Raw genomic sequence first — 24,379 nt, forward strand, 5'->3', positions numbered from 1 at the left:
TCACCGGCCCCGGTTCCCGCCGGTGTGCTCCCTCAGGACGGGTCCGACGACGCCCAGTGCGGCAGGCGACGTCATGCCCCAGTGCGTGCTGGCGACGCCGTGGTTGTGAACCGTGCCGCTGACATACCGCTGCCAACCCGTCGCCGCGCGCTCGCCGCTCGGGTCGTCCCCCGCCGCGGTGAAGAACAGCACGTCGCCGTCGAACACCTCGGGCCGATACGCCGCGGTCAGCTCGGAGTTGTGCACGGCCGCCGCGAGCAGACGACCGACGACTTCTGCAGCCTGCTCCGCACTCTGCCCGGTGAGCTGGCTGAACACGGCGACCGCTTGGGCCTCGGTGACGTCCGAGACCAGCTGATCGCCCAGTCCGTCCATGCCCGTGCCGCTGAGAACCTCAGCCAAGGTCACCTCGCCGTCGGTCGCGGTCGGCAGGGTCTCCGCGGTGAAGCTGTCGAGCATGGCCAGCAGTTCCACCACCTCGCCCTGCTCCTGCAGCAACACCGCGATCGCGTGGCTGATCGTGCCGCCGAGCGACCACCCGAGGAGGTGGTACGGGCCGGACGGCTGCACACGACGGATCTCGCGGAGGTAGAGCTCCGCGACAGCCTCGATCGAACCGGGCAGCTCGCCGTCGCCCTGCGCCGCGGGCGTCTGCAGTCCGTAGATCGGCCGTGCCGGGTCGACATAGGGAGTCAATCCGGTGTAGCACCACGCCAACCCGATGATCGGGTGCACGCAGAACACCGGCGGCAGCGTCCCCCGCTCGCGGATCGGCAGCAGCATGTCGAAGGCGTGCTCGGTGACGTCGTCGGCGCCGTGTTCGACCTGCCGGGCCAGGGCCTCCGGGGTGGGGTCGGAGAACAGCCACGGCAGCTGCACGACCGCGTCGAGTTCGACCCGCAGTCGCCCGACCACCCGCATCCCGATCAGCGAGTTGCCGCCGAGCTCGAAGAAGTTGTCGTCCAAGCCCACTCGCTCCACGCCGAGCAGGTCCGCGAACACCGCCGCGATCGTGCGTTCGACGTCCGTGACCGGTGCCCGGTACTCGCGCACCGCCACCTCCGGCACCGGGAGCGCCCGACGCTCGAGCTTGCCGTTGGCGCTGAGCGGGAACTCGTCGAGCACCATGACCGTCTCTGGAACCATGTACGACGGCAGGGTCGTCGACATCCCGCGGCGGAGCTCCGCGGTGTCGATCTCGACATCGCCCTCGGGTACGACGTAGCCGATCAGCTGCTGCCCCGCAGATCCCGCATGCACGAGCACCACTGCCGCCCGCACCGACGGGTCCGCCGCCAACGCGGTCTCGATCTCGCCGAGCTCGATGCGCAGGCCGCGAAGCTTCACCTGGAAGTCGGTGCGGCCCAAGAACTCCAGTTCGCCGTTCGGGTTCCAGCGGACCAGGTCGCCGGTGCGGTACAACCGTTCGCCCGGCCCGCCGAACGGGTCGGCGACGAACCGCTCCGCGGTCAGGTCCGCCCGGTCGTGGTACCCGCGGGCCAGCTGCAGGCCTGCCAGGTAGAGCTCGCCCGGCACACCCACCGACACCTCGTTCAGACGCGCGTCGAGAACGTGAGCACGGGTGTTCCAGACCCCGCGGCCGATGGGCACCACCGCACCGACATCGGCCCCGATCCGGTGAGCCGTCGAGGTCACCGTGACCTCGGTGGGTCCATAGGTGTTGTCGAGCACCGCGATGGAGCGGGCCGCGAAACGCCGGGCCAGGTCGGCGGGGAGTTCCTCGCCACCGGCGAGGACGTACCGCAGCGACGACGGCAGCTGCAGCTGCGGATCGGCCAGGAAGACGTCCAGCATCGACGGCACGAACTCCATGATCGTCACCGACAATTCCTCGGCGACGGCCACCAGGTACTCGGGATCGCGATGCCCACCCGGCTTCGCGATCACGGTGCGGGCACCCACCTGCAGGGGCATGAACAGCTCCCACACCGACACGTCGAAGGTGACGGGCGCCTTCTGCAGCACGGTGTCGGACGGGCCAAGCGGGTACTGACCCTGCATCCACGCAATCTGGTTCACCACCGAGTGGTGCGTCACGGCCACGCCCTTCGGTCGGCCGGTGGACCCCGAGGTGAACATCGTGTACGCGACGTTCGCGGGTCGCAACGGCCGCAGGCGATCCGCATCGGTCACCGCGGTGTCCGAGAAGCCGGACAGGTCGAGCGCGTCGATCTCCACCACGTCGACGGAGTCCGGTAGGTCGCCGGCATCCGTCGATCGCGACAGCACCACGACGGGCTTCGCAGCCGCCACGACGTACTCGGTGCGCTCGTCCGGATGCTCCGGGTCGAGGGGCAGGTAGCCGCCACCCGCCGCGAGGACGGCGTACACGGCGACCAGCAGTTCAACCGAGCGGTACATCCCGATTCCGACCAGTGTCTCCGGTCCGACCCCGACCGAGACCAGGTAGCGCGCCAGCCGGTTCACCCGGAGGTCGAACTCCCTGTAGGTCAGCACCTCGTCGCCGAAGATCAGCGCGGTGGCCTCGGGGGTGCGCTCGACCTGCGCAGCGTAGGCGTCGACGAGCGTGATCTCCGGCACCGCGACGTCGGTCGCGTTCCAGCTTGCCAACGCGGCGCGTTCGGCGTTGCTGCGCAGTTCGATCGCACCGACGGCCAGCCCGGCCTCGCTCGTGACGGCCTCGAGGATCGCCGTGAACTTGTCCACGAAGCCGACCACCGTCGACTCGTCGAACAGGTCGCGCGCGTAGTTGAACGTGCCCGCAATCCCGGTGCGTTGCATCTGTTCGTCGAACTCGGTCGACAGCGTCACCTGGAGGTCCAGCTTCGCCGCGTCGGCCACCGCGTCGAACGGCGCGACGGTCAGCCCCGGCATCTCGAACTCTGTGCGAGCGAAGTTCTGCACCACCAGCAGGACCTGGAACAACGCGGAATACGCGGTCGACCGGGTCGGGTTGAGCACGTCAATCAACTGCTCGACCTGGATGTCGGCATGCGCGAAACCGTCGAGGTCGTTCGTGCGGACCTGCCCCAGGAAGTCGGTGAACGTGGTGGCCGGCTCGACCTGGTTCCGCATCACCAGGGTGTTGCCGAACATACCGATCAGGTCGTCGAGAGCCTCCTCGCCGCGGCCGGCGACCTGCACGCCGATCACGATGTCGTCGGAGCCGGAGAGCCTCGACAGCAGCACAGCGAGCGCCGCATGGGCCACCATGAAGAAGGTGGAGTTGTGTTCGCGCGCCAGCTGATCGATCCGATCCGCAAGATCCGCCGACAGCGTGAAGTTCACGTTGCCGCCGCGATTCGACGCGACCGCGGGCCGCGGTCGGTCGGTGGGCAGTTCCAACAACTCCGGGGCCCCGGCCAGGGACCGCGTCCAGTAGCCGATCTGCCGGGCGGCCAGGCTTGCTTCGTCGTGTTCGTCGCCGAGCATCTGCCGCTGCCACAGCGCGTAGTCCGCGTACTGCACCGTCAGCGGTGCCCAAGCCGGCTCGAGGCCCATCCGTCGGGCCTCGTAGGCGACCAGGATGTCCCTCGACATCGGAGCCAACGACCCACCGTCCGCAGAGATGTGGTGCATGCCGACGGCGAGGACGAACTCGCGCTCGTCCAGCTGGAACAGGGCCGCGCGCAACGGGACCGCTCTGGTCACGTCGAACCCGCCGCCGACCACTTCGAGCACCCGCGCCTCCAGCCGGGCCGGGTCGACCCGCTCCGGCAGCAGCTCCGGCACCACGTCCGCGGCAGGCAGGATCACCTGGTACGGACCGTCTTCCGAGTCCGGGAAGACCGTGCGCAGCGACTCGTGCCGCTCGACCATGTCGGCCATCGCAGCCCGCAGTGCCGCGACGTCGAGGTCGCCGGTCAGCCGCAGCACGAACGGAATATTGAATGCCGGTGAGCTGGTGTCGAACTGGTTGAAGAACCACATCCGTTGCTGCGCATGCGAGAGCGGGATCCGCTCCGGCCGCGGACCGGCCACCAGCGGTGGGCGTCCGCCGGCACCGGCGTGCCGCTCCACGGCGACGGCGAGCGCGCTCACCGTCGACGCCTCGAACAGCACCCGGACCGGCACCTGCGCATCCAACGCCGCACCGAGACGCGAGACCACCTGCGTGGCGATCAGCGAGTTGCCGCCGAGCGCGAAGAAGTCGTCGTCGGCGCCGACCCGCGGGGTCCCGAGCACGTCGGCGAACACCCCCGCGACGATCTCCTCGATCGGTGTCGACGGCGCGCGGAACTCTCGCGCCTGCAACTGCGGCACCGGGAGCGCGCGCTTGTCGAGCTTCCCGTTCACCATCACGGGCAGCGCGTCGAGCACGACTATCTGCGCAGGCAGCATGTAAGAGGGCAACGAGCCGCTCAGCTCCTCGCGCAACGCCTGCGGGTCGAGCGCACAGCCCACGTCGCCCACCACGTAGCCGAGCAACCGCTGCCCGGTGTGCGGATCGTCGTGCACCGTCACCACGGCCTGTGCGACGCCCGCGCAGCCCACCAGGGCCGCCTCGATCTCGCCGAGTTCGATCCGCAGGCCGCGAACCTTCACCTGCGAATCGGCGCGGCCGACGAAGTCCAGTTGACCGTCGGACGTCCAGCGCACGACGTCGCCGGTGGCGTACATCCGGCTACCGGGGCCACCGAACGGATTCGCCACGAACCGGGCAGCCGTCAATCCGGTGCGATCGTGATAGCCGCGCGCCAGGCCGGCACCCGACAGGTAGAGCTCACCCGCCACACCGATCGGAACCGGACGCAACCGTGCGTCGAGCACCACCGCACCCACTCCCTGGATGGGCGCACCGATGGTGATGCGGTCGCCGACGTCCAGCGACTCGGTCAAGGTAACGACGATGGTGGTCTCCGTCGGGCCGTAACCGTTGTAGAACAACCGGCCAGGAGCGAGTCGGGCCACCAGTTCCGGCGGGCACACGTCGCCCCCGACCGCGGCCATCTCCAGTGCGGGCAGGTCCTCCGAGCGCATCGTCGCCAATGCGGCGGGCGCACTCATCACATGGCTCACCCGCGCATCACGCAACAGCCCGGCGAGTTCGTCGCCACCGACGATCTCCGGCGGCGCGACGACCATCGTCGCGCCCGCGCTGAAGGACACGATCATCTCGAACACCGACGCGTCGAAGCTGGCAGAGGACATCCGCAGCACCCGTGACGTGTCGGTGATCGCGAACTCCGGACGCGAGTCCGCACAGAACGGGGTCAACCCCGTGTGGGTGACCACCACGCCCTTCGGCGTACCGGTCGATCCCGACGTGTAGATCATGTACGCGACGTTCGACGCGGACAGCGGTACCGTCCGGTCCCCGTTCGTGACCGGGATGTCCGACGCCGAGTCCAGCTCACCGAGCAGGCCCTCGTCGTCGAGCACCAACCACTCGACCCCGCCCGGCAGCGCCGCATGCGACCGCGCCACCGTCAGGCCGAGCACCGCGCCGGAGTCGGCGAGGATGTGCTCGATCCGAGCGGTCGGCAACGCCGGATCCACCGGCACGAACGCCGCACCCGTCTTGGCGACCGCCCACATCGCGAGCACCGACTCGACCGACCGCGGGAACGTCAGTGCCACGAAGGTCTCCGGTCCGGCACCCCGCGAGATGAGCAGCCGCGCCAGACGGTTCGACGACGCGTCGAGTTCCGCGTAGGACATCTGCTCGTCGCCCGCGACCAGAGCCGACGCGTCCGGGTTCGAGGCCGCGCCGGCGGTGAGGATCTCCGGGAGCAACCGCACAGGCAGGTCTGCTGCGACCGCGCGGGCGGCGACCGTCGTCCGCTCCGCCTCGTCCAGCAGGTCGAGCTCGCCGACCACCGCGTCCGGATCGGCCGCGACCGCGACGAGCAGTCGCACCAGGCGCTCGGTGAACCCACGCGCCGTCGACTCGTCGAACAGGTCCGCCGCATACATCAGCGCACCCACCAGGCCGTGGTCGCCCTCGCGGAAGGTCAGCTCCAGGTCCCCCTTCGCGACGGTGAGTTCGGTGTCGAGGGCCGAGACCTCGATCCCCGGCAGCTCGAACGACGTCGCCCCCAGGTTCTGCAGCGACAACGCCACCTGGAACAGCGGCGAATGTGCCTGCGAACGAGGCGGATTCACCACCTCGACGACCCGCTCGAACGGCACGTCGGCGTGACCGAACGCGGCCAGGTCGGTGGCGCGGGTCTGCGCCAGCAACTCCGCAAAAGTCGACGCGGGGTCGACCTCGGTGCGCAGCACCAGCGTGTTGACGAACATGCCGACCAGGTCGTCCAGCTCGGCCTCGCCGCGACCGGCGATCGGGGTTCCGACGGTGATGTCCGTCGTCCCGCTCAGCCGCGACAGCGTCGCGGCCAGCGCCGCGTGCAACACCATGAACAGGGTGGACTGCTTCGCCAGCGCGAGCTCCCGTAGGCGGCCGACCAATTCGGCGTCGACGCTGAATTCGGTCCTGGCACCGCGCATCGACGCCACGGGCGGACGCGGACGGTCCGTCGGCAACTCCAGCACCGCGGGCGCCCCGGCCAACTGCTCGGCCCAGTAGCCGAGCTGGACCGACGCCAGCGACTCCGGATCATCCTCCGACCCGAGCACACCACGCTGCCACAGCGCGAAGTCCGCGTACTGCACCGCCAACGGCGCCCACGTCGGCGCCTGCCCCCCGACGCGGGCGCCGTACGCCACCATCACGTCGCGCGCCAACGGTCCGACGGAGAAGCCGTCTGCCGAGATGTGGTGCACCACGACCGCGAGGACATGCTCGGCCTCGCCGGTCTGGAACAACCTGGCGCGCAGCGGGATCTCGGTCGAGACGTCGAATCCGCGGGAGACGAAGCCGACAAGCGAGGCGGCGAGTTCGTCCGCGGACACTCCGACCTCGTCGAGATCCGAATCGATCTCGCCGACACCGACGACGACCTGGTACGGGCCATCAGCCGAGCTGGGGAACACGGTGCGCAGAGACTCGTGCCGTTCCAGCACGTCACCGATCGCCGCCCGCAACGCCGCGACGTCGAGCTCTCCCGTCAGCCGGATCGCCAGCGGAATGTTGTATGCCGGTGACGCGGTGTCGAACTGGTTGATGAACCACATCCGGGACTGCGCCAGCGAGAGCGGGATCCGATCGGGTCGCGGACCGGCGACCAGCGCCACCCGCCCGCCGGAACCCACGTGCCGCTCGGCCGCGACGGCGAGCGCACTGACCGTCGACGCCTCGAACAGCACCCGCACCGGCACCTGTGCGTCCAGCGCGGCACCGACGCGCGAGACCACCTGGGTAGCGATCAGCGAGTTGCCACCGAGGGCGAAGAAGTCGTCGTCGGCACCGACCCGTTCGACCCCGAGCACCTCGGCGAACACGTCGGCCACGATCTCCTCGATCGGCGTCGACGGCGCCCGGAACGCGACGGCCTCGAAGTCCGGCACCGGCAGTGCCTTGCGATCGAGCTTCCCGTTGACCATCACCGGCAGCTCGTCGAGCACGACCACCTGCGCAGGCACCATGTACGCAGGCAACGACACCGACAGTTCGCTGCGCAGTTCCTGCGGGTCGACCGCGATCCCCTGCTCCCCGACGACGTACCCGAGCAGACGCTGCCCGGTGTGCGGGCTTTCGTGCACCGTCACCACCGCCTGCGCCACCCCGGCGCAGCCGAGGAGGGCGGACTCGATCTCGCCGAGTTCGATCCGCAGCCCGCGCAGCTTGACCTGCGAGTCGGCGCGACCGACGAAGTCGAGCTCGCCTCCTGGCATCCAGCGCACGAGGTCGCCGGTGGCGTACATCCGGGTGCCTGCCTCGCCGAACGGATTCGCGACGAACTTGCTCGCTGTCAGCTCGGCGCGGTCGTGGTAGCCGCGTGCCAGCCCGGCACCAGACAGGTAGAGCTCGCCGACCACGCCGAGCGCGACGGGCTGCAGGCGCGTGTCGAGCACCACCGCGCTCACACCCGCGATCGGTGCACCGATGGTGATGCGGTCGCCTGCGGCCAGGGAGCCGGTCCTGGTGACGACGATGGTGGTCTCGGTCGGGCCGTAACCGTTGAAGAACAGCCGGCCCGGCGCCAACCGCGTGACCAGCTCCGGCGGGCAGACGTCGCCGCCGACGCCCACCATCTCCAGGTCGGGCAGGTCCTCGGCGCGCATGGTCCCCATCGCCGCCGGCGCGCTGATCAGGTGAGTCACCCGCTCCTCGCGCACCAGCCCCGCCAGCTCGTCTCCGCCGACGACCTCCGGCGGCGCGACCACCATGGTGGCACCCGCGCTGAACGAGGTCAGCATCTCGAACAGAGACGCGTCGAAGCTCGCCGACGCCAGCCGCAGCACCCGTGATCGCGCGGTGACAGCAAGCTCCTGATGTGAGTCCACGGTGAACGCGGCCAGCCCGGTGTGCGTGACCACCACGCCCTTCGGCATGCCTGTGGAGCCGGAGGTGTAGATCATGTACGCGACGTTGTCCGCGGACAGCGGCATCGTCCGGTCCCGGTCGGTGATCGCGGCGTCCGGCAGACCCTCGGCCACGTCGCCGTCGAGCTCGAGCCACTCGGTCGTGGCGGGCAGCTGTTCTCGTACCCTGGCCATCGTCAGCCCCAGCGCCGCACCGGAATCGGTGAGGATGTGTTCGATCCGAGCCGTCGGCAATGCCGGGTCCACAGGGACGAACGCCGCGCCGGTCTTGGCGACCGCCCACATCGCGACCACCGACTCGACCGACCGCGGGAACGCCAGCGCCACGAAGGTCTCCGGCCCGATGCCCCGCGAGATCAGCATCCGCGCCAGGCGATTCGAGCGTCCGTCGAGCTCCGCATAGGACAGCTCTGTGCCGGACCCGGTCAGTGCGACCGTCGCCGGATTCAACGCCGCCCCTGCGGTGAGGATCTCCGGCAGCAGCTGCGTCGGCAGCGGCTCCACGCGCGCGCGGGCGGCGATCGCGGCCCGCTCGGCCTCGTCGAGCAGGTCCACCTCGCCGACGACCACGGTCGGATCGGCCACGAGGGCACCCAGCAGTCGGACGAACCGCTCGGTGAACCCACGCGCGGTCGACTCGTCGAACAGGTCCGCCGCGTACGTCAGCGACCCCAGCAGCCCGTCCGCGGAATCCCGGAACGTGAGCTCCAGGTCCAACTTCGCGATCGACACGTCGGCGTCGAGCGCGGACACTTCGACGTCCGGCAGCTCGAACGACGCCAACCCCTGGTTCTGCAGCGACAACGCCACCTGGAACAACGGCGCATGTGCCTGCGAACGAGGCGGGTTGACCACCTCGACGACCCGCTCGAACGGCACGTCGGCATGGCTGAACGCGGCCAGGTCCACCGCCCGGACCCGGGCCAGCAGATCCGCGAACGTCAGTGCCGGATCGACATCGACCCGCAGCGCCAACGTGTTGACGAACATGCCGACGACGTCGTCGAGAGCGGCCTCACCGCGACCGGCGATCGGGCTACCAACGGCGATGTCGCTCGACCCGCTCAGCGCAGCCAACTGCACCGACAACGCCGCGTGCAACACCATGAACAACGTCGACTGACGCTCCCGCGCCAGATCCGTCAACCGGTCCACCAACGACCCGTCCAGCGTGAAGTCGGTGCGCGCGCCCCGTGCCGACGCCACCACCGGGCGCGGACGGTCGGTCGGCAACTCCAGCAGCGCCGGAGCCCCGCCCAACTGCTCCGACCAGTACCCGAGCTGCAGGGCCGCCAGCGACCCCGGATCGCGCTCGTCACCGAGCACCTCTCGCTGCCACAGCGCGTAGTCCGCGTACTGCACCGCCAAGGGTTCCCAGGCAGGCGCGTCGCCGAGACTGCGGGCGGCGTACGCCACCATGAGGTCCCGCGCCAACGGGCCTGCCGAGAACCCGTCCGACGAAATGTGATGCACCACGAAGGCGAAGACGTGTTCGGAGTCCGAAATCCGGAACAGCTTCGCCCGCAGCGGAATCTGCGACGAGACATCGAAGCCCGTCGTGGCGAAGCCGACCAGCGCCGCCGTCAACTCGTCCGACGACACCTCCATCCGCTCGAGGTCGAGGCGAATATCGTCGAGGCCGAGGATCAACTGGTAGGGACCCTCGTCCGAGTTGGGGAACATCGTCCGCAACGACTCGTGCCTACCGAGCACGTCGCCCACTGCAGCCCGCAGCGCGTCGACATCCAACCGCCCGGACAGCCGCACCGCAACGGGAATGTTGTACGCAGGCGAGGCCAGGTCGAACTGGTTGAGGAACCACATCCGAGCCTGCGCGAACGACAGCGGGAGCCGCTCCGGACGCGAACGCGCCACCAGCGGCGGGCGCCCACCCGAACCCGCATGCTGTTCGAGGGCGACCGCCAACGCGGCAACCGACGACGTTTCGAACAGCACCCGCACCGGAACCTTCGCGTCCAGCGCCGCGCCCAATCGCGAGACCACCTGCGTCGCGAGCAGCGAGTTCCCGCCCAGCTCGAAGAAGTCGTCGTCCGCACCGACCCTCGCGACGCCGAGGACGTCACCGAACACACCGGCGACGATCTCCTCTATCGGCGTCGACGGCGCCCGGTACACCGCGACCTCGAACTCCGGCGCAGGCAAGGCCTTCCGAGCCACCTTGCCGTTGGCGCTGAGCGGCAACGCACCGAGCACCATCACCGCCGACGGCACCATGTAGGCGGGCAGTCGCTGCGCCAGTGCCGACCGCAGATCCGCGACCGACACAGCCGCACCCGGCGCCGCCACCACGTAGCCGACCAGCCGGTCGCCCAGATGCGCGTCGTGGTGGAGCGTGACAACGGCCTGCCCGACCGAATCGTGTTCGAGCAGTGCGGCTTCGATCTCACCGAGCTCGATCCGCTGGCCACGCAGCTTGACCTGGAAGTCGGATCGCCCGATGTACTCGAGCTCCCCGCGGCCCGTCCACCGCACCAGGTCCCCGGTGCGGTACATCCGCTCACCGGAATCACCGAACGGGTTGGCCACGAACCGGTCCGCGGTCAGGTCGAACCGGCCACCGTAGCCGCGGCCGACGCCGACGCCGCCGACGTAGAGTTCGCCCTCCACCCCCGCCGGGACCGGCCGCAGCCGGCGGTCGAGAACGAACAGGTCGAGGTTCGCGATCGGATGCCCGATCGGCACCCCCGCCACGTCCGAGACCGACGCGTCGAAGAACGAGACCACGTCCGACGCCTCCGTCGGACCGTAGCTGTTGACCACCCGCAGACCGGAACTCATCAGGCCGGCGAGCTTGCCCACCCGGATCGGCTCGCCCCCGAGGAAGACCACCTCGAGCGCGGTCAGGGCGCCGTCGATGTCGCTGTCCACGACCGCCTCGAAGGCGCTCGGCGACATGTTCGCCAGCGCCACACCACCGTTGCCGACGATCCGCAAGATGTCCCGCGGGTCGAAGCCGTCCGCCGCGAGATGGATCGTGCGCCCGTCGGTCAGCGCCGCCCAGACGTTCTTCTGGGTCAGGTCGAAGCTCGGCGACGACGCGATCAGCAGTCCGCCCTCGGCCGGCAGCTCCCGCCGGTACCACGCGAGGGTGTTCTCGATGCCCGCCATCGGCACCAGTGTCGGCTTCGGCTTGCCCGTCGACCCCGAAGTGGAGATGACGTAGCCCAACCGCTGCCCGGCCCCCGGCTCACGCCACCGGTCGGCCGGACGCGGCGCCGCCGATTCGGCTCCGTCGAACCCGTCCATCGCGACAACCGTCGCGGCCAGTTCGCGTGCCGTCTCGCTCATCACAATCCGGGCGCCCGTGTCCGCGAGGATCGACTCGATCCGGTCGGCGGGGTACGTCGGGTCGATCGGCGCGTACGCAGCCCCGGCCTTCCAGACCGCCAGCATCGCCACAACCCACTCCACCGACCGCGGCAGCAGCAACGCCACCACGTCGTCGGCACCGACACCCAGCCGGGTCAGCTCGACGGACAACGCCCTCGAACGGGCGTCGAGCTCCGCATAGGTCACCGACTCATCACCGGCGGTGACGGCCGTCGCGTCGGGCTGCCGCTCCGCCCAGTCGCCGAACAGCGAGACCGGCGAGAGATCCGCAGCCTCGGTCCGGTGGCCCCGCGACCACCCGAGCACCTTGGCGTTCTCCGCCCGGTCGACGATCGCGACGTCGCCCAGCGCGACGGACAGGTCCCCGCCGAGCGCGGCCAGCATCCGCCGGAACCGCTCGGCGAACGACACGATCGTCGCCTCGTCGAAAAGGTCTCTCGCGTACTCGAACTCGGCGAACAGTCCGCCGTCGTCCGACTCGCCCTCCGATATCGTCAGCTGCAGGTCGACCTTCGCCGCCGCCGCGTCGTGGTCGACGGCCGAAACCGTCAGACCCGGCAGCTCGAAGGTGGTCCGCGCGAAGTTCTGGAACACCAGCATCACCTGGAACAGCGGGTGCCGGGACTGCGAGCGGGCCGGGTTCAGCACCTCGACCAGGCGCTCGAAGGGGACGTCGGCGTGCCCGAAGGCCTGTAGGTCGGTCTCCCTGGCCCGCGCCAGCAGGTCCGCGAGGGACTCCGCCTGATCCAGTTCGGTCCGCAGCACCAGGGTGTTGACGAACATGCCCACCAGATCGTCGAGCAACGCGTCGCCACGACCGGCCACCGGGGTGCCGATAGCGATGTCGTCGCTGCCCGACAGTCGCGAGAGCACGGCCGCCAGGGCCGCGTGCACGACCATGAACAGCGTGACGTTGTTTTCCCGTGCCACGCGGTTCAGCGCATGCTGCAGGTCGGCGTCGACGGTGAAACGGTGGCGCGCACCGCGGTACGACGCGACGGCGGGCCGGGGTCGGTCCGTCGGCAGGTTCAGCTGATCCGGCACCCCGTCCAGTGCAGCCCGCCAGTGGGCGAGCTGACCGGCGATCAATGAGGTCGCATCGTCCTCGGACCCGAGCACCTCACGCTGCCAGAGCGCGAAGTCCGCGTACTGCACCGACAAGGGCGCCCAGGTCGGTGCCGCACCGAGACTGCGGGCCGAGTAGGCGACCATCACGTCCCGTGCGAGCGGACCCGCCGAGAAACCGTCCGCGGCGATGTGGTGCACGACGACCACGAGGACGTGGTCGGTCTCGGAGAGCTCGAACAGTCTCGCCCGCACCGGAACACCGGTCGTGACGTCGAATCCGGCCGAGGCGATCTCGGCCAGCGCCGGGATCAGCGCATCCGGGGTGAGCGGGCGACCGTCGAGATCGAGTCCGGCCTCGGCCGCACTGAGGATCCGCTGCTGCGGGCCGTCGTCCGATCCGGGGAAGACGGTGCGCAGCGACTCGTGCCGGTCGAACACGTCGCCGAGCGCGGCCCGCAGGGCCGCGGTGTCCAACGTGCCGGTCAGGCGCAGCGCGATCGGGACGTTGTACGCCGCCGACTCCGGATCGAACTGGTTGAGGAACCACATCCGCTGCTGCGCCAGCGACAACGGGATCCGCTCGGGACGAGGACCGGCCACCAGCGCGCGACGGCCACCGGAACCCGCGTGCTGTTCGAGGGCAACCGCCAGCGCCGCCACCGACGACGCCTCGAACAGCGCCCGCACCGGAACCTGCGCATCCAGCGCCGCACCGAGCCGCGAGACCACCTGTGTCGCGACGAGCGAGTTGCCACCAAGGGCGAAGAAGTCGTCGTCCACGCCCATCCGGTCCACACCGAGCACCTCGGCGAACACCCCGGCCACGATCTCCTCGATCGGGGTCGACGGCGCGCGGAACTCGCGTGCCTGAAACTCCGGCACCGGCAGGGCCTTCCGGTCCAGCTTGCCGTTGACGGTGACCGGCAGCGCGTCGAGGACGAGCACCTGCGCCGGCACCATGTACGAGGGCAACGAGCCGGCCAGCTCGTCGCGCAGCGACTGCGGATCGAGCGCGGAAACGCCCTCGCCGACGGCGTAGCCGAGCAGCCGGTCCCCCGTGTGCGGGTCGTGGTGCAGCACCACGACGGCCTGGGACACGCCCTCGCAGCCCGCCAGGGCCGCCTCGATCTCACCGAGCTCGATCCGCAGACCGCGCAGCTTGACCTGGGAGTCCGCGCGACCGACGAAGTCGAGCTGGCCGTCGGATGTCCAGCGCACCAGGTCACCGGTGGCGTACATCCGACTTCCGGCCGCCCCGTGCGGGTTTGCCACGAAGCGACCCGCGGTCAGTCCGGCGCGGTCGTGGTAGCCGCGGGCCAGACCGGCGCCCGACAGATAGAGCTCACCCACCACGCCAACCGGCACCGGACGCAACCGGGCGTCGAGCACCGCCGCACCCGCGCCCCCGATCGGGGCTCCGATGGTGATCCGGTCACCGATCGCCAGGGACTCGGTGACGGTGATGACGATCGTGGTCTCGGTCGGGCCGTAGCTGTTGAAGAAGCGACGCCCCGGCGCGAGCCGGGCCACCAGCTCGGGTGGGCACACGTCGCCGCCGACCATCACGGCGCGGAGGGCGGACAGGTCCCGCGTGTCCAGCGTTCCCAGCACCGCGGGCGCGGTGAGGACATGGCTGACCCGCGTATCGCGCAGCAGGGCCGCCAGTTCGTCGCCGCCGACGACCGCGGGCGGGGTGATCACCATCGCCGCGCCTGCGCTGAACGCGGCAAGCATCTCGAACACCGACGCGTCGAAGCTGGCGGACGAGAGTCGCAGCACCCTGGACTCGCGAGTGAGCCCGAGTTCGGTGCGGGTGTCCGCGCAGAACGCGGTGAGCCCGGTGTGGGTCACCTCGACGCCCTTCGGCATACCCGTCGAACCGGAGGTGTAGATCATGTACGCCACGTTGGACGCGGAGACCGGCGCCATCCGGTCCCGATCGGTGACCGCGGCGTCCGGCAGCCCCGCGGCCGCCCCACCGTCGAGCTCGATCCACGCGGTCGTGCCGGGCAGCCCCTCCCGAACCACACCCACCGTCAATCCCAGCGCCGCACCGGAATCGGTGAGAATGTGCTCGATTCGAGCCGTCGGCAGCGCCGGGTCCACCGGCACGAACGCCGCACCGGTCTTGGCGACCGCCCACATCGCGACGACCGATTCGGCAGACCGAGGGAACGCCAGCGCAACGAAGGTCTCCGGTCCGACGCCCCGCGAGATGAGCAGCCGCGCCAGCCGGTTCGACGTCGCATCGAGTTCGGCATAGGACATCTCGGTGCCGGACGCGGACAGCGCGGTCGCCGCCGGATCCAGGGCAGCTCCCGCGGTGAGGATCTCGGGCAGCAGCCGGGTCGGCAGCGGCGCCGCGACGGCGCGCTCGGCGAGCAGCGCCCGCTCGGTTCCGTCGAACAGGTCGACCTCGCCGACCACTGTCGACGGGTCGGCGACGACCGCGCCCAGTACTCGCACCAGCCGGTCGACGAACCCACGCGCGGTGCCTGCACCGAACAGATCCGCCGCGTAGGTCAGCGAGCCCGACATGCCCTCGTCGCTCTCGCGGAAGGTCAGTTCCAGATCGACCTTCGCGACGTCGATCCCCGGGTCGAGCATCGCGACCCGCACGCCCGGCAGTTCGAGCGAGCCGACGCCCTGACTCTGCAGCGACAGCGCGACCTGGAACAGCGGCGAGTAGGCCTGCGACCGAGGCGGGTTCGCGACCTCCACGACACGCTCGAACGGCACGTCGGCGTGCGAGTACGCGGCGAGATCGATGGCGCGGGTACGGGCCAGCAGATCCGCGAAGGTGAGCGCCGGATCCACCTCGGTCCGCAGCACCAGCGTGTTGACGAACATGCCGACCACGTCGTCGAGCGCGGCCTCGCCGCGGCCGGCGATCGGGCTGCCAACGGTGATGTCGGTTGACCCGCTCAGCCGAGCCAACTGCACCGACAACGCCGTGTGCAAGACCATGAACAGCGTGGCGCCCTGCTCGAGGGCGAGCTCGCGCAGGCCCACGGTCAGGTCCGGGTCGAGCTCGAAGTCCACCCGAGCGCCCCGGTACGAGGCCACCGCCGGACGGGGGCGGTCGGCGGGCAACTCGAGCACGGCAGGCACGCCGGCCAGCCGGTCCGCCCAGTACCCGAGCTGCACCGACGCCAGCGAACCCGGATCGTCCTCCGAGCCGAGCACCTCCCGCTGCCACAGCGCATAATCCGCGTACTGGACCGGCAGCGGCGCCCAGTCCGGGCCCTCGGCGCGGGTACGGGCCGTGTAGGCGGTGAGCAGGTCCCTGGCCAGCGGCAGCGTCGAGAACCCGTCGGCGCTGATGTGATGGACCACCAGCACCAGGACGTGGTCCTCGGGATCGATCCGGAAGATGCCGCCGCGCAACGGAACCGCGGCGGTCACGTCGAATCCGACGGACACCAGCTCGGCGATCGCGGCCCGCAGCGCGTCCTCTCCGTCGACCTCGACCGGGGTGAGCGGGATCGTCACCTCGGCCGTCGACAGGATCGACTGCCGCGGACCGTCCTCGGAGTCCGGGAACATCGTGCGCAGGGACTCGTGCCGGGCGATGACGTCGTGCACCGCGGCCGCGAGGGCCACCGTGTCGAGCGCACCGGTCAGTCGCACGGCAAGCGGAATGTTGTAGACCGCGGCGGCGGGGTCGTAGCGGTTGAGGAACCACATCCGCTGCTGCGCCAGCGACAGCGGGATCGTCTCCGGCCGCTCCCACGCCGACAACGCGATCCGGTCCGATGCCTCGTGGGCATCGACCAGGACCGCGAGGTCGGCCACGGTCGAGCTGCCGAAGATCTCGCGGACGCGGAGACCGGTGCCCGCGGTCGCGTTGAGCCGGGCGACCACCTGAGTGGCGCTGAGCGAGTTGCCGCCCAATGCGAAGAAGTCGTCGTCGGCACCGACCCGCTCGAGACCGAGCACGTCGGCGAAGACATCGGCCACGAGTTGTTCGCTCGCCGTGCGCGGTGGCTGGTACTCGCGGACGGCGAAAACGGGCTGCGGAAGCGCCTTCCGGTCCACCTTTCCGCCCGGCGTCAGCGGCACCTTGCTCAGCACGGTCACCGATGCGGGCACCATGTACTCCGGCAGCCGCTCCCTGGTGTGCGCCACCATCCCGGCGACGTCGGCCGGGGCGCCCGCCCGCGGCAACACATATGCCACCAACGACCGCACGCCACCCGGACCGTCGAACCCGACAGTCACAGCGAAATCGACGTCCGGGTGGGCGGACAGCACGGCGTCGATCTCACCCAGCTCGATCCGGTGGCCACGGATCTTCACCTGGGCATCGGTGCGGCCCAGGTACTCGAGGGTCCCCTGCCGCGTCCATCGCACCAGGTCACCGGTCCGGTACAGGCGCGATCCCGCGCCGCCGAACGGGTCGGCGACGAACCGCTCCGCGGTCAGCGGCAGCCGTGCGTGGTAGCCGCGCGCCAGCCCGGCGCCCGACAGATAGAGCTCTCCCGCGACGCCGACCGGCACCGGGTGGAGGCGAGCGTCCAGCACCACCGCGTCGGTGCCCACAACGGGACGACCGAGCGCCACCGGTTCACCCGGCGTCATCGGATCCGAGTGCACAGCCACCACGGTCGATTCGGTCGGCCCGTACGCATTGAACATCCGCCGGCCCGGTGCCCAGCGCTCGACCAGCGAGGCCTCGCAGGCGTCGCCGCCGACGACGACGACCTCGAGGTGCTCGAGCCCGGTCGGGTCAACGGTGGCCAGGGCCGCGGGGGTCACGAACGCATGCGTCACCCGCTCGTCACGCAGCAGCTCAGCGAACGCGTTGCCGCCGTAGATATGAGTCGGCGCCACCACCATCGTCGCCGCGCCGCCCACCGCGAGCATCAGCTCCAGGATTGACGCGTCGAAACTCGGCGAGGCGAAATGCAGTGTCCGGGAATCGGTCCGCACTCCGTACCGGCCGCGCTGATCGTCGGCGAAGGCGCGCAGGCCTGCGTGGCTGACCACGACGCCCTTCGGGACACCCGTGGACCCGGAGGTGTAGATGACGTACGCCGGGTTCTCCGGCCGCAGCACGCCCAGCCGGTCACCGGCGGCGATCGAGTCCGACGCCCTGGCCTCGATGCGGTCGATCGCTGCCGTGTCGTCGAGCGCCAACCAGTCCACCGAATCGCTCAGCGCGGGACGGTTCCGCCCGACGGTCACGCCGACCAGTGCACCCGAATCGGAGAGCATGTGCTCGATCCGCTCGGTCGGATACGTCGGATCCACCGGGAGGAACGCGGCGCCCGTCTTCGCCACCGCCCACACCGCCGTGACGGACTCCGTGGACCGTTCCAGGGCCACGGCGACGCAGGACTCGGGTCCGACCCCCATGCCGATCAGTTCGCGCGCAACGCGATTCGAGCGCGCGTCCAGCTCGGCGTAGGACAGAGCTGTCCCCTCGAACACCAGCGCGGGCCCGTCGGGATTGGCCGTCACGGCTTCGGCCAGCAGCGACGCCAGGGTCGACGCGGGGAGCTCGGGGCGCGACGGCGCGCCGCCCAGCGCCAGCAACGACACCCGCTCGGCCGCGTCGAGGATCTCGATGTCCCCGACCGGCGCCGCGGGAGTGCGCACCGCGGCGGTGAGGATCCGCAGGAAGCGGTTGGCGAACCCGACCACCGTCTGCTCGTCGAACAGGTCAGTGGCATAGACGAATTCGGCGGCCGCTCCCTCGGCGTCCACCAGCTCGCTCACCGTCAGCTGCAGGTCGAACTTGGCCACACCGAAGTCGAGGGGTTCGCGGCCGATCTGCAGTCCGGGCAGGGCGAACCCGTCGACCGGCAGGTCCTCGAACGCAAACACCACCTGGAACAGCGGATGGTGCGCGGTGGACCGAGCCGGTGCTGCGACCTCCACGAGCCGCTCGAACGCCACGTCCGCATGCCCGAACGCGGCGAGGTCGACCGCGCGGACCTCACCGACCAGCTGGTCGAACGAGCGCGCCCCGCTCACTTCGGTTCGCAGCACCAGGGTGTTGACGAACATGCCGACCACGTCGTCGAGTGCGGACTCGCCGCGGCCTGCGACCGGGGTGCCGATGGCGATGTCGGTGGACTCGCTCAACCTGGCGAGCAACACCGCCAGCGCCGCGTGCAGCACCATGAACGGTGTGGCGTTGGCGTGCCGCGCGATCTCCCTGACCCCGTGGTAGACGTCGGCGTCGATGGTGAAGGGCACCGCGGCGCCCCGGTAGCTCGGAGTCGGGGGACGGCGGTGGTCGTGTGGCAGCGCCAGCAGGTCCGGCATGCCCGCCAGTCGCTGCGACCAGTACCCGAGCTGGCGCGCGACCAGCGACTGCGGGTCCGATTCCGATCCGAGGATCTCCTGCTTCCACAGCGAGTAGTCCGCGTACTGGACCTCCAGCTGCTCCCACCCCGGCTCGATGCCGTGCGCGCGGGCACCGAAGGCGACCATCACGTCACGTGCAAGGGCCTGCATCGACCAGGCGTCGATGCTGATGTGGTGCACCACCATCGAGAGCACGTGTTCGTCGGCCGCAACCCGGAACAGGCGCAGCCGCACCGGCGGCGCGGTGGTGACGTCGAACCCGACCGCCATCTCCGCGAGGAGTCGATCCGCGAGTTCGGCCGACGCCACCGCAGCGACCGGCAGCTCGACGTCGGTGTCGCCGGCGGCCAGGATCACCTGGCTGGGGCCGTCGACCGAATCCGGGTAGCGGGTGCGCAGCGACTCGTGCCTGCCCATCACGTCCGCGACCGCCGCCCGCAGCGCCTCGATGTCGAGGGTGCCGCTCAACCGCAGCGCGACCGCGACGTTGTACGCGCCGGAGGCGGTGTCGAACTGGTTGAGGAACCACATCCGAGACTGAGCCGGTGACAACGGGATCCGTCCGGGACGCTCGACCCGGACCAGCGGTCGCCTTGTCCCCGTTCCCACGGCGCCGTCGAGCGTCGCGGCGAGCCCCGCCACCGTCGGCGACTCGAACAACTCGCGCACACCGACCCGCACGCCGAGTTCCGCGTCGAGGCGGGCGAGCAGTCGGGTCGCGAGCAACGAGTTGCCGCCGAGGTCGAAGAAGTTGTCGGACGCGCCGACCCGAGGCTTCCCGAGCAGCTCAGCACAGATCCGCGCGACCACGATTTCGGTGGCCGTCGCGGGGGCGACGAACTCCGCGCCCGCGAACTCGGGTTCCGGCAGCGCCTTCCGGTCCAACTTGCCGTTGGCGTTCAGCGGGAGTTCGTCGAGTACGACCAGCACCGACGGCACCATGTAGCCCGGCAGGTCACGCCCGACGGCCTCGAGGACTGCCGTCCGGTCGATCTCGGCGCCCGGTGCGGGCACCACGTAACCGGCGAGGAACTCGCCGCCCTCACCCCCACGCAGGGTGACCACTGCCTGACCGACCTCGTTGGCCGCGGTGAGCGCGGACTCGATCTCGCCGAGCTCGATGCGCTGACCCCGAAGCTTCACCTGGAAGTCCGAGCGGCCGATGTATTCCAGGTTGCCGTCGCCGTTCCAGCGCACCAGGTCCCCGGTGCGGTACATCCGAGCGCCCGCATCCCCGAACGGGTTCGCGACGAATCGGTCCGCCGTCAGGCCGAATCGCCCGCCGTAGCCACGGCCGACACCGACACCGCCGACGTAGAGCTCACCCACGACGCCCGCAGGGACGAGCCGCATCCGGCTGTCGAGCACGAACAGGTCCAGGTTCGCGATCGGCGAGCCGATCGGCACGCCGGCGAGGTCCGAGGCGGACGCCGCGTGGCTCGAGACCACGTCCGAGGCTTCCGTCGGACCGTAGCTGTTGACCACGTGCAGCCCGGAACTCATCAGCGCCGCAATCTTGCCGACCCGGATCGACTCGCCACCGAGAACGACCATGTCGAGCCCGGACAGGACGCCGTCGACGTCGCTGTCCACGACCGCCTCGAACGCGCTCGGCGACATGTTCGCCAGCGCCACACCACCGTTGCCGACGATCCGCAAGATGTCCCACGGGTCGAAGCCGTCCGCCGCCAGGTGGATCGTGCGCCCGTCGGTCAGGGCCGCCCACACGTTCTTCTGCGTCTGGTCGAACACCGGCGAATTCGCCACCAGCGCACCGTCACCCGGCTCCAACCGGATCTCACCGCGGTACCACTCGGCGGTGTTGAGGACGCCCGCCATCGGCACCAGCGTCGGCTTCGGCTTGCCCGTCGACCCCGAGGTGGAGATGACGTAGCCCAACCGCTGCCCGGCCCCCGGCTCACGCCACCGGTCGGCCGGACGGTCTGCAACCGGCTCGGTCTCCGCGAAGGAGTCCATCGCCACGACCGAGACCGGCAGTTCCCTGGCCGACTCGGTCAGCGCGCACCGCGCGCCGGTGTCGGTGAGGATCGACTCGATCCGCTCCGCCGGGTAGGTCGGATCGATCGGCGCGTACGCCGCGCCGGCCTTCCAGACCGCCAGCATCGCCACGACCCACTCCACCGACCGCGGCAGCAGCAGCGCCACCACGTCGTCAGCACCGATGCCGAGCCCCGTCAGTTCGAGAGACACCGCCGTCGAACGGTCGTCGAGTTCTGCGTAGGTCACCGACCGGTCGCCTGCGACCACCGCGGCGTGGTCGGGGCGATGGTGCGCCTGCGCCGCGAACAAGGCCACCGGAGAAGACTGTTCGGCGGCCACCCGGTCGCCGCGCGACCACCCGAGCATCCGCTCCCGCTCACCCTCGGCGAACAGGTCGATCTCCCCGACCGCGAGGCCGGGCCGGGTCGTCATGGTCTCGAGGATCCGAACCAACCGGTCGACGAGCACCGTCGCCTCGGCCCGGTCGAAGGACTGCGGTGCGAACCGCAGGCTCAGGCGCAGCTGCGGGTCGAGGATCGAGGTCAACGTGAGTGCGAAGTGGGTCGCGTCCTGCGCATCGAGATCGAGCACCCGCATTCCGCCGATGTCGGTGTTCTCGTCGAACCCGGACTTGTCCATCGGGTACGACTCGAAAACCGTCAGGGTGTCGAACAGCTCGCCCACTCCGACTGCCGCCTGGATGTCACCGAGCCCGATGTGGTGGTGATCGAGCAGGTCCGCCTGATCGCCCTGCAGGCGCGACAGGAGGTCCGCCACCGCCTCGTCGGGGTCGATCTGCACCCGCACGGGCACGGTGTTGATGAACAGGCCCAGCATCGACTCGACGCCGGTCAGCTGCGGCGGGCGCCCGGACACGGTGGCACCGAAGGTGACGTCACCGCGCGAGAGCAACCGGGCCAGCAGCAGACCCCACGCCGCCTGGACCACGGTGTTCACCGTCACCCCGCGCTCACGGGCCATGCGTCCCATACCGTCGACCAGCTCGTCGGGTAGCTCGACGAGCAGTTCCTCGGGCAGCGGTCCCTGCTCCCCCGGCAACCGTGCGGGTGCGATCAGGGTCGGTTCGGTCACCCCGTCGAGCGCACGCGCCCAGGCGGCGCGCGCGGCGTCGTCGTCGGACTCGGCCAGCCAGGCGAGGTAGTCCCGGTACGAACGCGGCCGGGCGAGGTCGGCGACGTCCGCTCCTGCGGCGTAGGAAACGAGCAGTTCACGCACCAGCAGCGGCATCGACCAGCCGTCGAGGACGATGTGGTGGTTGGTGATGGCCAGGACGTACCGATCGGCTGCCATGCGGATCAGCAGGATTCGCAGGAGCGGCGGGTGGTCCATCTGGAACCGGGCGGTCCGCTCGTCGTCGAGCAGCTTCTGCAGGCGGACCTCCTGCTCGTGCTCGGACAGTGCCCGCACGTCCACCTCGCGCCACGGCACATCGACGTTCTCGTGGACGATCTGCACCGGGGTGCCGTCCTCGGCGTACCCGAACGCGGTGCGGAGATTCTCGTGGCGGCGAACCAGATCCGATGCGGCCGAACGCAGCCGGCTCGAATCAACGATGCCAGCCAGGCTCAGTCGCAGCTGCGCGGTGTACACGTCCACCGTCTGCTCGGCGAGTTCGGCGTGGAAGAGCAGGCCACGCTGCAGCGGCGAGAGCGGCCACACGTCGGTCAGCAGCGGGTACCGACTCTCCCACCGCTCGATCTCGGACTGGCCGACCCGGACCAGCGGGAAATCGGACGGGGTGAACCCGCCTGCGGCGGGCTGTTCGGCATGCGACGCGAGCCCCTCGAGGGCACGCCGCCACAGGCCGGCGAGGTCGGCGACCTCGTCGGCGGTCAGCAGCCCGGTGGGGAAGGCGAACGTGGCCGACAGCCGCGGCCCGTCTACTCCGTCGTCGACGACAGCGTTCACATCCACCACCGCCGCGACGGTCAGCTCGGGACCGCTGGCGGCATTCAGATCCGGTGCGTCCGGGTCCGGGATCCAGCCGAGGCCACGCATCGACTCGGGTACCTGGGCCGCGCCGGTGCGGCCCAGGTAGTTGAAGCTGATCTGTGGCACCGGCAGTGCCGCGAGAACCGGGGCGGTGTCGCCGTCGAGGTACCGCAGTACACCGAACCCGACGCCGCGGTTCGGGACCGCGTGCAGTTGCTCCTTGACCGCCTTCATCACGGCGCCCGCCGCGTCTCCGCCGACGACGGCACTGCCGAGATCCACACCGGCGAGGTCCAGTCGCACCGGGAACAGGCTGGTGAACCAGCCCACCGTTCGGGACAGGTCCGCGCCCGCGACGGCGTCGTCCTCGCGACCGTGCCCCTCGAGGTTGAGCAGGACCGACGGCGTCTCGAGTCCACGGCCGCTGCGCCACAAGGACACCGCCACCGCGAGTGCCGAGATCAGTCCCTCGCTGACACCACACCGGAATGCTCCGGGCAGGGTGGTCAACAGGGACTCGGTCGTGTCGGCGGTCAGCTCCACCCGCACCCGGTCGGCAGTCTTCACCGTGTCGAGGTCGGGGTCGAGGTCCCTGGCGCCGAGCGCCGGATCCGGGCCCGACAGAACCCCGGTCCAGTGGTCCATCTCGCCGACGAACGTCTTCGCGGCCGCCGAGTCGGCGACGCCGTGGGCCCATCGGCGCAGCGAGGTCCCGACCGGGGCCAGGTCCGGCACTGCTCCCGCGGCCGCCTGCATCCACGCCTGCGCGAGATCCGGGACGATGGTGCGCCACGACACCCCGTCGACGACCAGGTGGTGGGCGACGATCAGCAGCCGGTCCGCCGCAGCCGATTCCGTTGCCAGCCAGACGAACTGGACCATGATCCCGTCGGCCGGGTCGAGCAGGCCGACGGCAGCCGCGCACTCGTCGAGCAGCGCTGCTGCGATATCGGCCGAGTCGACAGCGACCCGGCGCAGCAGTCGGGCAGGGTCGAGCGAGCCGGCCCGGGTCTCGAACACCCAGCCGTCACCGTCGGGCACGAACCGGGCACGCAGCGCGTCGTGACGCTCGGTCAGCGCGGCCACGGCCGCGGTCAGCGAGTCGTGAGCGACACCGTCGGGGAGGGTGAGTGCGATCGCCTGGTAGAACGCGTCGGGGCCTCCGCGATCGAGCATCGAGTGCACGATCGGTGTCAGTGCCACCGTCCCGATGCCTGCGCCGTCGAGTTCCGCCAGCGCCACGGCATCCGAACCCTCTACCAGGACAGCGATTTTCGCGATCTCCGCGATGGTCTTGCGTTCGAAGACATCACGGGCCGAG

General features: G+C 70.3%; 1 protein-coding gene (only partly in view). It reads right to left on the minus strand.

Features of this window, described 5'->3' with window-relative positions; translation table 11 throughout:
- Window positions 1-24,379 carry the 3' portion of a non-ribosomal peptide synthase/polyketide synthase gene (locus BR31_RS27595; protein WP_269321308.1) on the minus strand. Its footprint extends 3,080 nt past the window's final position, so the window shows 24,379 of its 27,459 coding nt (coding positions 3,081-27,459); its start codon lies off the right edge, out of view; the stop codon is at window positions 1-3.

Source organism: Rhodococcus sp. UNC363MFTsu5.1, assembly GCF_000686785.1.
Classification (GTDB): domain Bacteria; phylum Actinomycetota; class Actinomycetes; order Mycobacteriales; family Mycobacteriaceae; genus Rhodococcus_G; species Rhodococcus_G maanshanensis.